This window comes from Chroococcidiopsis sp., from assembly GCF_051657925.1.
Taxonomy (GTDB): Bacteria; Cyanobacteriota; Cyanobacteriia; order Cyanobacteriales; family Chroococcidiopsidaceae; genus Chroococcidiopsis.
Genome location: NZ_JBOFLP010000228.1, coordinates 17,844 through 31,383, shown reverse-complemented (window position 1 = coordinate 31,383; position 13,540 = coordinate 17,844). Strand labels below are relative to the sequence as shown.

The 13,540-nt window shown below is 44.7% G+C and carries 14 protein-coding genes and 1 tRNA gene; 9 read left to right on the top strand and 6 right to left on the bottom strand.

The window, feature by feature from the left end; all coding sequences use genetic code 11:
* Positions 1–585 precede the first annotated feature (585 nt).
* From ACRC32_RS18410 to ACRC32_RS18400, 3 genes are all read right to left on the bottom strand, one after another.
* Positions 586–810 (bottom strand): DUF167 domain-containing protein, encoded by a 225-nt coding sequence (locus ACRC32_RS18410; protein ID WP_438555331.1) that lies wholly within the window; start codon positions 808–810, stop codon positions 586–588.
* Between the two features lie 308 nt (positions 811–1,118).
* Positions 1,119–1,664 carry a DUF2231 domain-containing protein gene (locus ACRC32_RS18405; protein ID WP_438555329.1) on the bottom strand — a complete coding sequence of 182 codons (546 nt, stop codon included), beginning with the start codon at positions 1,662–1,664 and terminating at the stop codon, positions 1,119–1,121.
* 108 nt (positions 1,665–1,772) lie between these two features.
* The gene (locus ACRC32_RS18400; RefSeq protein ID WP_438555328.1) at positions 1,773–2,513 is read right to left on the bottom strand and encodes an LmeA family phospholipid-binding protein; all 741 of its coding nucleotides are present in this window, start codon (positions 2,511–2,513) and stop codon (positions 1,773–1,775) included.
* Positions 2,514–2,880: 367 nt separating this feature from the next.
* On the opposite strand from ACRC32_RS18400, the gene ACRC32_RS18395 reads away from it, so the two are divergent.
* On the top strand, positions 2,881–3,921 hold the full coding sequence (locus ACRC32_RS18395) for a hemerythrin domain-containing protein (RefSeq protein ID WP_438555327.1): 1,041 nt from the start codon (positions 2,881–2,883) through the stop codon (positions 3,919–3,921).
* A 99-nt stretch (positions 3,922–4,020) separates the two neighbouring features.
* On the opposite strand, the gene ACRC32_RS18390 is transcribed toward ACRC32_RS18395, so the two are convergent.
* A tRNA-Ser gene (locus tag ACRC32_RS18390) sits at positions 4,021–4,107 on the bottom strand.
* A 129-nt stretch (positions 4,108–4,236) separates the two neighbouring features.
* On the opposite strand from ACRC32_RS18390, the gene ACRC32_RS18385 reads away from it, so the two are divergent.
* From ACRC32_RS18385 to ACRC32_RS18355, 7 genes are all read left to right on the top strand, one after another.
* The gene (locus tag ACRC32_RS18385; RefSeq protein ID WP_438555326.1) at positions 4,237–4,599 is read left to right on the top strand and encodes a 2Fe-2S iron-sulfur cluster-binding protein; all 363 of its coding nucleotides are present in this window, start codon (positions 4,237–4,239) and stop codon (positions 4,597–4,599) included.
* Positions 4,600–4,614: 15 nt separating this feature from the next.
* Positions 4,615–5,295, top strand: coding sequence for a thermonuclease family protein (locus tag ACRC32_RS18380; RefSeq protein ID WP_438555325.1), 681 nt, complete (start codon positions 4,615–4,617; stop codon positions 5,293–5,295).
* A gap of 17 nt (positions 5,296–5,312) precedes the next feature.
* A complete protein-coding gene (locus ACRC32_RS18375; protein ID WP_438555324.1) occupies positions 5,313–6,143 on the top strand; it encodes an inositol monophosphatase family protein in 831 nt (276 codons plus the stop codon).
* Between the two features lie 97 nt (positions 6,144–6,240).
* Entirely contained in the window at positions 6,241–7,200 is a 960-nt protein-coding gene (locus tag ACRC32_RS18370) for a J domain-containing protein (RefSeq protein WP_438555323.1), read from the top strand.
* A 10-nt stretch (positions 7,201–7,210) separates the two neighbouring features.
* Positions 7,211–8,524: an ATP phosphoribosyltransferase regulatory subunit gene (locus ACRC32_RS18365; protein ID WP_438555322.1), complete on the top strand. Its 1,314-nt coding sequence runs from the start codon at positions 7,211–7,213 to the stop codon at positions 8,522–8,524.
* 83 nt (positions 8,525–8,607) lie between these two features.
* The gene (locus ACRC32_RS18360; protein ID WP_438555321.1) at positions 8,608–9,579 is read left to right on the top strand and encodes an ROK family protein; all 972 of its coding nucleotides are present in this window, start codon (positions 8,608–8,610) and stop codon (positions 9,577–9,579) included.
* Between the two features lie 163 nt (positions 9,580–9,742).
* Positions 9,743–10,552 (top strand): creatininase family protein, encoded by an 810-nt coding sequence (locus ACRC32_RS18355; RefSeq protein ID WP_438555320.1) that lies wholly within the window; start codon positions 9,743–9,745, stop codon positions 10,550–10,552.
* An 89-nt stretch (positions 10,553–10,641) separates the two neighbouring features.
* On the opposite strand, the gene ACRC32_RS18350 is transcribed toward ACRC32_RS18355, so the two are convergent.
* Positions 10,642–11,508, bottom strand: a complete 867-nt coding sequence (locus ACRC32_RS18350) for a 6-carboxytetrahydropterin synthase (protein WP_015152428.1) — start codon at positions 11,506–11,508, stop codon at positions 10,642–10,644.
* Positions 11,509–12,023: 515 nt separating this feature from the next.
* On the opposite strand from ACRC32_RS18350, the gene ACRC32_RS18345 reads away from it, so the two are divergent.
* Positions 12,024–13,247: an MFS transporter gene (locus tag ACRC32_RS18345; protein ID WP_438555319.1), complete on the top strand. Its 1,224-nt coding sequence runs from the start codon at positions 12,024–12,026 to the stop codon at positions 13,245–13,247.
* Between the two features lie 170 nt (positions 13,248–13,417).
* Here ACRC32_RS18345 and ACRC32_RS18340 read toward each other — a convergent pair whose 3' ends face one another.
* Entirely contained in the window at positions 13,418–13,540 is a 123-nt protein-coding gene (locus ACRC32_RS18340) for a hypothetical protein (RefSeq protein WP_438555318.1), read from the bottom strand.

Sequence of the window (13,540 nt, the reverse complement as noted above, 5' to 3'; positions counted from 1 at the left end):
TACTTCTTCTTTAAGGAATATTCTGCTTGCGTACCTGGTTTTGAGTGAGTAGAAAAGAGCAAATTGTCGGACGAGATAACCATTTAAAAAATACTCCTATGCATGAAAAATCGGGTGATTCTTCCGTGTAGTTTCTAGCGCGAGGCTAACTTTTTATAGCGTTAAAGCTTACAAAGTTCCCTGTTTTACATATTTAACTTTTATATTTAACTGTGCGTCAGTTAGGCGAGCATCCTTGAATTCACTGATTTTTCTATTAATTTTCTGTAATATTAGGATGATTACGCGATCTTACGGAATACAGTTATCAGTTATTGTAGGGGTGGGTTTTGATAGCAGATTTACTCGCTAAGGCTGTTCATCTATTTGCTAAACCCGCCCGTACAGTTATCAGTTGTTAGTTGTTAGTTGTCAGCGATCGCCTAATTTTACTGTTCGGTGGAAGGTGACTGTACTTACTGCACAATTAGTTTTGTAAATTCTGTTTGTTGAGTTCTTCAATTGAAAATATAGATTTTCGGCGAACCTGTCTCTGCATGTGTATGGATATTTTTATTTATATTTTTATTTATGTTGTTAAATATTTCAATTCAAGTCGATTTCAATTAATTTTTGACGGGATGCCAAGCCGGATTTAATTTTAATTCGAGTTTTTGAAATTTCAAATTTTTTAGCTAATAGCTGGATTAGTTCTTGGTTAGCTTTGCCATCTACAGGTGAAGATTTTAAATGAACGGTTAAACTGCCGTCAGCTTCTTCTTCGATCGCTTGTTGCTTGGAATTTGGCTTGACTTTAACTCTTTTGTGTATCACCGCTTGCCTCTCACCTCTAGTTGCCGCAATTACAACTATTTTAAAAAATAGCCTAATATATAGGAAAATCCCACCAAGAAAAGGTGGAGCTGAGTCATGTCCGTCCTAGAAAAGTAGATATGTAATTGTTAAACCACTCTTGGGCAAAACTAGGATAAAACTTAAAAAGAAAGCCCATCGCAGAAACGACGAGCATTGAAATAGTTATGTATGTGGTTTGAGTAGAGTTCGGTAACATGGACTCAAAACTAAAGGTAAGCTGCGATCGCAAATATTAGCTTACCTCAAGAATAGATATTTGCTAACTATGGTTCCGAACGGCTACTGTTGCCAATTACAGCAATTTTATGTCGATAGATTAGCTCTGCGCCATACCAGCCGGACAGTCCTAACAGTGTTGCAGTGATGAGTGAAAGTGTCAAGCCTGTAGGCAAAATAGCCCCTACTACATTGTTAAGCCGGAGTAAGAGATTAATACCCGTCAAGACAATAATAGTAATGTTGAGAACCAAATGTGCCAAACCAGCAGTACGCTTACGCACGCGATCGATTCTCAAGAAGTCCATCAAACCTGTCAGGGCTGCTGGCAAAGTCGTGGCGAACCCAGCCACTACTAACCAAAAAGATGCTCTTGCCCAGAAAGGGTCTTTATTCAACCAATAGACTGCATCAGTGACAGCCAATGCCAATAGAAAAGCGATCGGTAAGGTCACAAGCAATGGGTGGATCGGATGACCCAACACTGCCACTGTACTAGGTATACCAGGATCGTGGTATTCGCGCTCGTCATTCTCAATCAGGGCAGGAATGTCAGGATATGGTGGCGTTCCTGTTTTTTGTTGTGTGTCCATAGGAGTGAGTGGTTATGGGGAGCCAGTGCGTTGCGGGGGTTCCCCGTTAAGCAACTGGCGTTTAGGGGTTAGGGGTTAGTGCTAACCCCTAATACCTCAAATTACAGGTTATGCTGATGGAATTTGCGTAACATTAGCCTCTGCTATTAGGGCGATCTTTCCTGCTTCGATCTGTAAATTTTTGATACGGAGAGAGATCCCTTCGAGGTCAAAGTTGCTCAGATTCAAAATTTCACTGGTTGCATCTACTAAAGCCCTAGTTAACTCTGGAGAGTGTGCTTGTTCGTCTCCATATTGCACGTCTTTTAAAGTAACAGTTTGCCCCCCAGATGCAACTTCCGGTACGGCAGTAAAAGCTACTTGCTTTGTTTCGTTAGTTTCCTGCAAACGGACTTTAGCATTCAAGGACACCTTTCCTTCACCTGGTAGTTGGAAATCTACCTGCTGGGGAACTACGGTCATCTGTTGCCCGTTAATATCAATTTTTGTGGCTTGCAGTTGCTGACGGATATACTCGGAGTTGAAAGCACGATTGATGTCTGCTGCTGTCAAAACCACACGAGCCTTGCCTTGGGTTGGTTGAGTAAGTTCGATTTTACCCATTGCCGCGCTGAGGGGGTTAATGGCAACGCTATTCACCTGCATATCCATCTTTTCTACTCGCAGGTCTTTTTGCATCACCATTCCTTCAGCGGCGATCGCCACCGTGTCTACTTGTCCTTGCAATGCTTTGAGCGGATCTGTTTTAATGTCTACATCTAACTTTTCTACTTCATCGAGTTGACTAGACAGCCCAATTTCTGCTGCTTTATTCAGCGCTTGTTCTCCCAATCCTGGTTGTTCTGACATCCGAATCTTATACCCTCAGTTTGCTCCTCTTGAGTCAATCTAACGATTTGTCAAACGTTGTGTATCTGTCTTGTGGTGGAGGAGATTCTACGTTGAGTCAACCTATATCAAGGCATCAGCAGATTTTTAGCTAATAGACAAATCTTCCTTAAACAAATTTTAATTTTTTTCACTTCAGAAAGCCGGACAAGAAATATCACCTATAAGCCAAATTAATTAGCTATCTCTGAGCCTTTTTCCACCTTTTGACTGGTTTTTTCTAACTATGCTACCGATCCATCAAAAGAAAGATGGAATTGGGTAATTTGCGTGACAACCTAAAAGATGTAGCCGATACATACAAAAATATTGAGAGGAACTGGAAAAGATGGTCGTAACATTAGACGATACCAAGCGTTCTGCTATTGCAGTTAAACTAGCTGACGTGAAAGCTCTACAAGAGTTAATCATTTCTAACGAAGAAACACTGCTAGGACAAATCAACGATTCGGAAATTCAAAAGCGCCTTCAAGAAATGCTCGATTCCGATCGCAAGAACTTGGGCGTTATTGAGACTGTCATCGTACAATATGGCATTCAAGGAGAACCCAGAAAGGCTACACAAGAGATAATCGAAAAGACAAAGCAAATGATGCAAGGGTCTGAATTGTCTTTGTATGACAAGTTCGCTCAGCACGAACTGCTCAAACACGGACAAGCAATGACCGGTATCATGTTGCACAAAGCTGCTCAAGTCGTAGGTGCAGATGTTGATATAGCGCTCGGTCCTTTGAATACAGTTAACTTTGAAAACAGAGCGCACCAAGAACAACTCAAAGGGATCTTAGAGCAAGTTGGGACTCGCGAGCTGACTGGCAAGGACGCAGACCAAGGGTTGTGGGCGCGGGTACAAGACGCGGTTGCTGCTTTCTCTGGCGTAGTCGGTAGTGCCGTTACCCAAACTTCTGATAAGAAGGATATGAACGTCCAAGATCTGATTCGTGCAGATCACAGCAAAGTGAATACACTGTTCACCGAGTTGTTACAGAGTGACAATCCTCAGAAGATCCAAGAGTACTTCGGTCAAATCTACAAAGATCTGTTGGCTCATTCGATCGCCGAAGAGGAAGTGGTATATCCTAGAGTGCGTGCTTTCTATCCAGAAGATAAAGTTCAAGAACTCTACAGCGAGCAAGCTGAATTCAGAACCAAGTTAGATGAGATTAAAGCGCTCGAGCCTTCTAATTCGCAGTTCAAAGATAAAGTTAAGCAACTGATGGATGCTGTTGGCGATCACATTCGTCAAGAAGAGTTCGACATGTTTACCGCAATTCGCAACAACCTCAGTAGCGACCAAAGCGAGCAAATGGCTAGCGACTTCAAAGCTGCTAAAGCCAAAGCACAACAAGAAATGGGCGTTGTCAGCTAGGCTGATGCGGTAATACCACAGATTAATTCTAGTGGAACGTAAATTTGTAGGGGCGCACAGCTGTGCGCCCCTACTTTTAATCAACGTATGAAATTTCAACGGAGAGGGTGGGATTCGAACCCACGTTGAAGTTGCCCCCAAACAGCATTTCCAGTGCTGCGCCTTCAACCACTCGGCCACCTCTCCAGGTGTCGCGATCTCCCATCATACAATAGAAAAGAATATTTTCAAACCAATCTAAAATCGTGTCACTTGCTCTAACGGATGAAATCCCCGCAAGGCAGTAGCTCCAAAATCTAAAATTCAAAATTTCTTATGACACATACAATTCGGATACACGATCGCGCCAACGGTACAATTCATACTGTCGAAGTTCCCGCAGACCAATACATTTTGCGATCGGCAGAACAACAAGGGGTAGAATTACCATTTTCTTGCCGTAATGGTGCTTGTACGACTTGCGCTGTCAGAGTGGTATCGGGAGAAGTGTATCAGCCAGAAGCAATGGGACTTTCACCAGAATTACGCGATCGCGGTTATGCTCTGTTATGTGTTAGTTATGCCCGTTCTGACATGGAAGTAGAAACCCAAGACGAAGATGAAGTTTACGAACTGCAATTTGGGCGTTATTTTGCCAAAGGTAGAGTTAGGTCGGGATTACCTTTGGATGAAGAATAAAATGAGGAGCGAGGAGTGAGAAGCGACCAGTTATCAGTTATCAGTGTCAAGTCAGCGAGTAGAAACTTCCCCCGTGTCTTCCTTGTCTCCCTTGTCCTTATCCTCCCGCTCCTATTTATCCAGGGTTGTCAAACTAACACTATAAGCAATGGCAAGCAAGTGCAAGTGATGCGGGTAATCAGCGGACAAACCATAGAAGTCATAAGCGCAGACAAACAACATCAGATAGATCCTTCTTTCCCTCACTCCTCATCCCTCACTCCTCACTCCTTCAAAGTTCGCTTGACGGGAATTGAAGCCCCAGATATGCAGCAACAGCCTTGGGGACACGCAGCTAGACAGCAGCTAGAAGCAACGGTCAACGGGAAGACAGTTACCTTAGAACTTGACGGACAGCCAGATAAATTTGGGCGACAGTGGGCTTATGTGTGGCAAAATGGCAAATTGTTGAACGAGCAACTACTGAAAGAGGGATACGTTTTGTGGGATGGGCGATCGCGCGATCGTAAGTATGACGATCGCTTGGAAAAAGCGCAAGCCTGGGCAAGAATCATGGGGCGTGGCGTGTGGGATGTCAGACAACCAATGCGGCAAACCCCGACTGAATTTCGGCAAATGGCGGGAGTCGGGGAGAAGAGAGCTGGGGAAGCTGGGGGAGCTGGGGGAGAGAAGAGCGCAATTACCAATTACCAATGACAAATGACAAATGACAAATGACAAACGATCGACAACTCCAAATCTTCCTAGATATTGCTACAGAAGCCGCCTTAGCTGCGGGTGCAGTTTTGCTAGGCTATTTAGGTAAGTTAGAAGAAGTTAGAGAAAAAGGACGGGGTGGAGATTTAGTAACTGCTGCCGATAAAGCATCGGAAGTAGTAGTTTTAGAAGTCTTACAGCGGCATTTTCCCGATCATGCCATTCTAGCGGAAGAATCGGGCAAGCTTGGGAATGCAGACAGCGAATTTTGTTGGGCGATCGATCCTTTAGATGGAACGACGAATTTCGCGCATCAATATCCTTGTTTCGCCGTGTCAATTGGGTTACTAATAGCTGGAGTTCCACAGGTTGGAGTCATTTTCGATCCTTATCGTGATGAATTGTTCCGAGGGGCAAAAGGGGCGATCGCGACTTGTAACCGCAACCCGATCGGCGTTTCAACCACAGCCGAACTGAGTAAGTGTCTTCTGGTAACTGGTTTCGCCTACGATCGCCGCGAAACAGCCGATAATAACTATGCCGAATTCTGTCATTTGACTCATCTGACTCAAGGAGTCAGGCGCAGTGGCGCAGCAGCTTTAGACTTAGCTTATGTTGCCAGTGGGCGCATCGATGGCTACTGGGAACGGGGAATTTCTCTGTGGGATATTGCTGCTGGAATTGCCATTCTCAAAGCAGCTGGGGGTCAAGTCAGTGCCTATGATGGTAGCCCAATCGACCTAGCAACTGGCAGAATTTTAGCCACAAATGGACTAATTCATTCAAGTCTCAGCCAAGAATTACTTCAAGTGCCACCACTATCAACTTGGAGTCATTATAATCCCTAGCCACAATCTGGGAATGATTAGATCGGTGGTGATAATTAAGCCACGCTAATACCACATTCCAGCGATCGTGCAATAGGCAGAGGTGAGACAAAAACGTATGTCTTTTAAGATTGATGGCGGATTATTTTTATTTGACTTCACAGATTGCCACGCAATTTTGGGCGTTCCAATTGATGCCGACTTTAAAGAAATTCGCAAACGCTATCTGATTATTGCTCGCTGCTTGCATCCCGATACTTGCACGGCTAAAAGTATTTCAGATAAACAAGCGGCAAATCATATTCTATCCAAGCTTGTCAATCCTGCTTATAAAAAATTATCCCAAGATTACAGTCGCGTTGAATACATGGTGACGCTGCGGGAGATGGGCAAGCGGTTAGCTCAGGAAACAACTAGCATTTCGCTCAAAAACGAACGATCGATCCAGCTTCAACACAGCACAGATATCGACCAGGTATATCAAAAAGCGATCGCTGAAGTGACAAAACAACAGTATGAATCTCTCGAAAGAATTATCCCTACAATTAGTCAAATCAGCGAATTAAACCTAGTCTACTTAGGGCGTAAAGGTGGTACTGGATTTATGATTGCTAGAACGACTGCCCCATCTGTGGTTCCCAGCCAACATTCTCGACCGGTAGCATCTTCGCCTCCCCCAACTGAGCCAGAGTCACCTCCATCGGCAGCCGAACCCTATCTTCGTCGCGCCCAGTCTTTGATGGAAAAGAATCTCTTCGCCCCAGCCAGTGTAGAGCTAAAAGACGCGCTGAAACTAGAGCCAAATAATAGTCGCTGTCATAGCTTAATTGGCACGGTTTATTTGAAGCAGAATCAGGCTACTATGGCTAAGGTACATATTAACAAAGCCCTACAATTAGACCCTAAAGATCCGATCGCCCTAGAAGGAAAACAACTGTTAGATCGGCTAGCAAGTAAAGCTGGCACTCAAACAGCCACTTCTGATAAAACTGCATCTAAAACTGCGTCGAAAAAACCATCAGAACCATCTGGAAGTGGGGGAATGTTTGGCGGTCTATTTGGAGGCAAGAAAAAATAAACAAAAATCAATGGTCTACCAATCGCCTGCGGGAGCAAGAGATTTATTACCCTTAGATGTGGCTCAGAAACACTGGGTCGAAGAACGGTTGCAGCAGGTATTTCATCGTTGGGGCTATCACCGCATCATTACTTCAACTCTCGAACGGTTAGATACGCTGATGGCTGGAGGAGCAATTCAGCGATCGACAGTGATCCAAGTTCAGGATCGCGAGGAAGAATTGGGGTTGCGTCCAGAATTGACAGCCTCGATCGCTCGCACTGCTGTAACTCGGATGGCAGGAGCGACCTTTCCGCAACGCCTCTACTACAACGCTAACGTCTTTTGCCGCACGCCCGATAGCAGCCACAACCGCCAGTTGGAGTTTTATCAAACTGGGGTAGAGTTGCTGGGTAGCGAAGGATTACTGGCTGACGCTGAGGTGTTATTACTGCTGGCTGAGTGCTTGAATGAATTGGGCTTACACAACTGGCAGCTGATTCTGGGCGAAGCGGAAATTACCCAATCACTATTGGCTTCTTTCCCCGCATCTGGGCGCGATCGCGTTCGACAGGCGATCGCTCACCTCGATCGGGTCACGCTCGAAACTCTACCTTTAAGCGAAGATCTACGAGCTAGAGCTTTAATGATGCTCGATTTGCGCGGACATCCCGCAGATGTATTGCAAAAAGTCACAAAATTAAGTTTAGATGCACCACAACAAGCAGCTTTACACCGACTCAAATCGCTAGTTGAGATTTTGGATCGATGCTTTAGTGTAGACTCAAACCAAAACTCGCAAAACTTTCCAGTCATTCTAGACTTGAGCATGATTCGCACCTTTGACTATTACACGGGGATCGTGTTTGAAGTCATCGGCAATGCAGCGATCGACAATACAATAGCTCAACCGCAAATTTTAGGACAAGGAGGTCGTTACGACCAACTTTTAGGACTGTATCATCCCCAAGGTAAAACGATTCCTGGGATTGGCTTTGTCCTCAACACGGAAGATTTACAACAAGCCTTGCTGTCGGCCGATCGCTTACCGCAAGCTACACCCGCCAGTGATTGGCTCGTTGTCGCCCAAACACCAGCAGCTTACGCGGCTGCTCTTGCCTATGCAGAAAAGTTACGCCATACCCCAGAGATCCGAGTCGAAATGGACTTAGGCGATCGCCAACCAGAGGAAATCCGCACCTACGCCCGCCAGCGCCGCATTCAACAAATTGCATGGCTCAAAGATGACGGTTTAGCCGAGATTGAAACTATTAAGAGGGAGCAGGGAGCAGAGGAGCAGAGGAGCAGAGGAGCAGAGGAGCAGAGGAGACTAGGGAGAATTTAATTCCGAATTCCGAATTCTCCCCACACCCTAAACCCTAAACCCTAAACCCTAAACCCTACACCCTGCTCTTCACTACTCACTCAATGAATCTAATTCTGGCGCTAGATTTTGGTGGAACTAAACACGCGGCGGCGGTGGTAGCTTCAGGAGAAAAACACCAGTTGAGTGACAAAAGGGTTTTTTCACCGCCAAATCCTCATGCTCAATCCGACATAGAGATAATGTTGAGTCTGGCACGGGAACTGTTAGCAGGTAGACAACCATCGGCGATCGGTGTCAGCTTTGGTGGACCTGTGGATGCTGCAAGCGGTAAAGTCAGACTGTCGCACCACGTCAGCGGATGGGAGAATATACCTTTACAGGAGATCCTAGAGCGAGAATTTGGCGCTCCTGCCAGTGTGGACAACGATGCTAATGTTGCAGCTTTGGGCGAACATCGCTATGGTGCGGGGATGGGTTATAACAGTTTGCTCTATATTACTGTCAGCACGGGTGTAGGTGGAGGCTGGATTCTCAACGATCGCCCTTGGCGGGGAATAGAAGGAATGGCAGGGGAGATCGGACATATCGTCGTCGATCCGACTGGTCCTATTTGTTTGTGCGGTAAACGCGGATGCGTAGAAAGACTAGCTTCGGGTCCCTACATCGCCCAACAGACCAAGGATCGGTTAAACTTACATCCAGATAAAGGTAAGCTGTTGCGATCGCTTTGTCACGATAACCTTGATGAGATTACCGGACTGATGGTCAGTCAAGCCGCTACCCAAGGAGATGAAATTGCGATCGAGGCATTAGAAACAGCTGGTTGGGCTTTGGGAGTAGCAATTGGCAACGTCGCCAACCTCATCAATCCCCAACGGTTTATTTTAGGTGGTAGCGTCACTAAAGCAGGCGATCGCTTTTGGAATGCTATCCACCGCGTAGCGCAAGCCACAGCATTACCTGAAGTTCACTTCGAGATCGTCCCCGCTGCCTTGGGAGATAAAGCACCACTTTGGGGTGCAGTCGCTTTAGCAGAAGATTTACTGGTTAGAGGAGCGAGGAGTGAGGAGTGAGGGCATAAGAAAGACAAGGAAGACAAGGGAGACAAGGAAGACAAGGGAGCAGAGGAGCAGAGGAGACTAGGGAGAATTTAATTCCGAATTCCGAATTCTCCCCACACCCTACACCCTACACCCTACACCCCATTCTTCACTGATAACTGATAACTGATAACCGATGCACGGCTACATTCCCCCCGATAGATTTTTCCCTTATCTGGCTTGGACTGACATTCAAAAGATGCCAGATAAAGAAAATGTCGTCATTATTCAACCTGTAGGGGCGATCGAACAACACGGTCCACATTTACCGTTAATTGTGGACGCTGCAATTGGTACGGCAGTTTTAGGCAAGGCATTGTCTCAATTAAGCGATCGCATTCCCGCTTATGCCCTACCACTCTTGTACTACGGTAAATCAAACGAACATTGGCATTTTCCTGGCACGATTACCCTAAGTGCGTCAACTTTACTTGCGACTTTAATTGAAGTTGCTGAAAGTATTTACCGTGCCGGATTTCGCAAATTCGTGTTGATGAATTCTCACGGCGGACAACCCCAAATTATGGAAATTGCCGCACGGGATTTGCACGTCAAATATGCAGACTTTCTCGTATTTCCCCTCTTTACTTGGCGAGTTCCCCACATTGCCGGAGAATTACTGTCCGATCGCGAGAAAGAGTTTGGGATTCATGCAGGTGATGCTGAAACGAGCGTGATGCTGTCGATTTTACCAGAACAAGTCAAAATGGAAGCGGCTGTGAAAGAATATCCTCACGGCTTACCTGAAAATAGTCTGCTTTCAATGGAAGGGAAATTACCTTTTGCTTGGGCAACCCGCGATCTGACTCAGACAGGAATTTTAGGCGATCCAACCATAGCGACAAAAGAAAAAGGCGATCGCATCCTTGCCTCTGTCGCTGATGGTTGGGTACGAGTCATTGCAGACATCTATGCGTTTCAGCAACCGCAAGCTTGGAAGCAGTAAACGGTTAGCAAGCGATCGTCAAGATAGATAGCGATCGAGATGCTTTGATTTAGATCGAGCGCGATCGCTACCATTTCTACTTCTACGACTTAAACTTGAGCTAACGCTGGTTCTCTAGTCGCGCTCTTGATTGAATCAGCTGGAGTACAGTAGACTTCGCACGAATTATTTGGACTTTCAATCAACTTGACCTTGTGTAGTTCTGCGCCTAACTCTCGCACTGGCTGTTGCAGCACATTTGAGATATATACGGCAATATTTTCTGCCGTAGGCACGACTTTGGCAAAGTAGGCAATATCTTTATTGAGAAAAGTATGGTCGAGTGGTTCAATAACCAAGTCTTCGATCGCTTGGTTCAATGCACTCAAATCTACAATCATGCCCGTACGAGGGTGAATTTCCCCCTTTACAGTCACTTCTAAGTGGTAATTATGACCGTGACCGTTAGGACGAGCGCATTTCCCGTAAATTTCTGTATTCTCTTGTTGGTTGAGATCGGGATGAGCTAACCGATGAGCGGCGCTAAAATGAGTGCTAATAGTTAAGTATGCTTCCATGCCATTTCCTTGATATTCTGCCCAAAGTTGAGGATGTTCAAATAACTGAATTTTGACTATCGGTAAGTGCGAGGCAAGCTTTTGCCAGATGACGCGGGCGATATTTTCCGTTGTTGGCAGTGTTTGCTGAAATTCTTGCCAAACGTCATTGAGATAGGAAAAATCTAGCTGGCTAGTCACTTCTCGCTTAATTACGTGCTTGACATCAGACAGGTTTAATACCATGCCATATTCATCTAACTCTCCGAGAAGAGAAACAAATAAGACGTAGTTGTGTCCGTGACCTGGAAAGCGGGAACATAAGCCAAATTGTTGCTGGTTCTCTGTTTCGCTCAGCTCTGGCAACCAATAGCGATGGCTGGCGGAAAATTGAGCGCGGCGGTTAACTATACATTGCATGAGCGCACAGGGAGCAGTATGTAAAATTTCGTAAACTTAACACTTTTACTAGAATAGACCAATTGCTACCGCGATAGCAATGAGTTAGTAATTGGTAGTTGGTAATTGGTGATTGGTAGTTGTAATTAAAGTCAATGATAATAATTTCAATTTTTGGCTCAAGAATTTGAGTAACATGAGTTGGTTTATTACTTTTTCGTTTTCTGGAAGTTATTTTTTGGAAAAACATTCAACTCATTCATTAAATGAAATACTTTTTATAGCCATGAGAGAAAAGAAGGACGACGGTATATCTAAAGAATAAAGTTGCGATCGCCCACAATAGAAATAGCCTCGTTGATAGATCGACTTTAACAATTGAGCATCAAAATCTTGAGCGTTGCCAAATTTTTTACACAAAATAGTGCATCTAGCCGGAAAAAGCTTTGGTGAGTTTGTGTCTTTAAATATTGTAGGTTGTTAAATTTTAGGTTTTTGAATTTTATCTAACGACTGAGACACAAAGGATATAGAGCATGGAGAAACAGGAGGAAGATCTATCCGTACAAGTATTGTGGTTGCAAGTATGGGGATTGGCAGGATTGCAAGGGGCGATCGCGCTAACTTGGTTAATTTATAGCGTGTATTTGCCCAAATTGCTGACAGAATTTCACTTTCCTACTCTAGTTGCTACTGCTCTACTCGTGGTTGAAAACGGATTGGCAGTGGTACTAGAACCCCTAATGGGAGGCTTGTCCGATCGCGATAAACAGCAGTTTGGTAGCCGTTTTCCGCTCATAGCAGCAGGGGTTGTTCTAGCATCAATTTTGTTCATAGCGGTTCCGACTGTGGTTGTTTTCGGCAAGGGTGTAGGCGAATTTCGTTGGGTGTCGATCGCGGTATCGGTAGCTTGGACTCTGGCAATGACAGTATTTCGCAGCCCAGCTATATCTTTACTAAGAAATTATGCCCCTCCAGAGGGATTAATGCTAGCTAATAGTTTGTTAGTTCTCGTAACCGGATTATTGACAGCTTTTAGACCAGTCGCTCACAATTTAGTGTTAAATTTAGATACTATTTTTGCTTTTGCGATTGGTTCGTTTTCATTGCTAGGTGCGGCAGCTATTTTAAGATATGTCAATTTGCCAGGAACGTTAGCAAGGGCAAATTTAACCGTTAGAGCAGCAATAGAACAAAAAAGCACAGACAATCCACCACTCAAAATCGCTTTAAGTTTAATTTTTTTAAGTGGGATGGCGATCGCTTGGGGAACGCAGTTTTTGACAGTTACTCTGTCCAAAATGCTGATGCTACGATTGGAAATAAATAACGTGAATTGGTTGATGGTAGGAGTAGGCATTATGCTGGCACTCGCAGCTCCGCCAACTGCCGACTGGACGCTACGGATAGATAATCGACGTGCTATATGTATAGGTGCGATCGCAACTACTATCTTGTTACAAATTGCAGTATTTATTCCCAATTGGTTGACTTTGATTCTTGTCATTCTAGGCTTGCTAGTTGCTTTTAATCTCGTGCTAAATGGTGTAATTCCTTTTGTTCTGATGTTAGTACCATCGCATCAAGCTGGAGTTGGCGTAGGGATGTACTTTGGTGGCATAGCTGGGGCAGAAAGTCTATCAGGATTGCTCCTTCCCCCAGAGCAAAGCGTTATCCCTTCTGTAGGAGCCATTGGTGGGGCGATCGCTTTTCTATGCTTGGCTGCCTGCGTAGGAGTTAGCAGCAGGTGGCGAATCTAAAGTTTCTTCAATATTCATAAATTCTTTGTTTGAAAACATATAGTTTCGCTAGCAATTTTTTATAATATTGGTAATAAATTTGAAACAATCTTTTCATTCAAGCGCCTCGCTTTAGTAAAAACTCAAGTTTGTGGGGTAACAATTTAGTTTGGCTATAATTCTTAGTTGGGCTATAACTTGGCAATGTAACGTCCTAGTTTAGAAACAACATCTGCCAGTAAAGCGGCACGAAGTACGGATAACTTATTTGAATACTCCTCAATCTTGACGAACAACTGAAATAATTCCTTCAC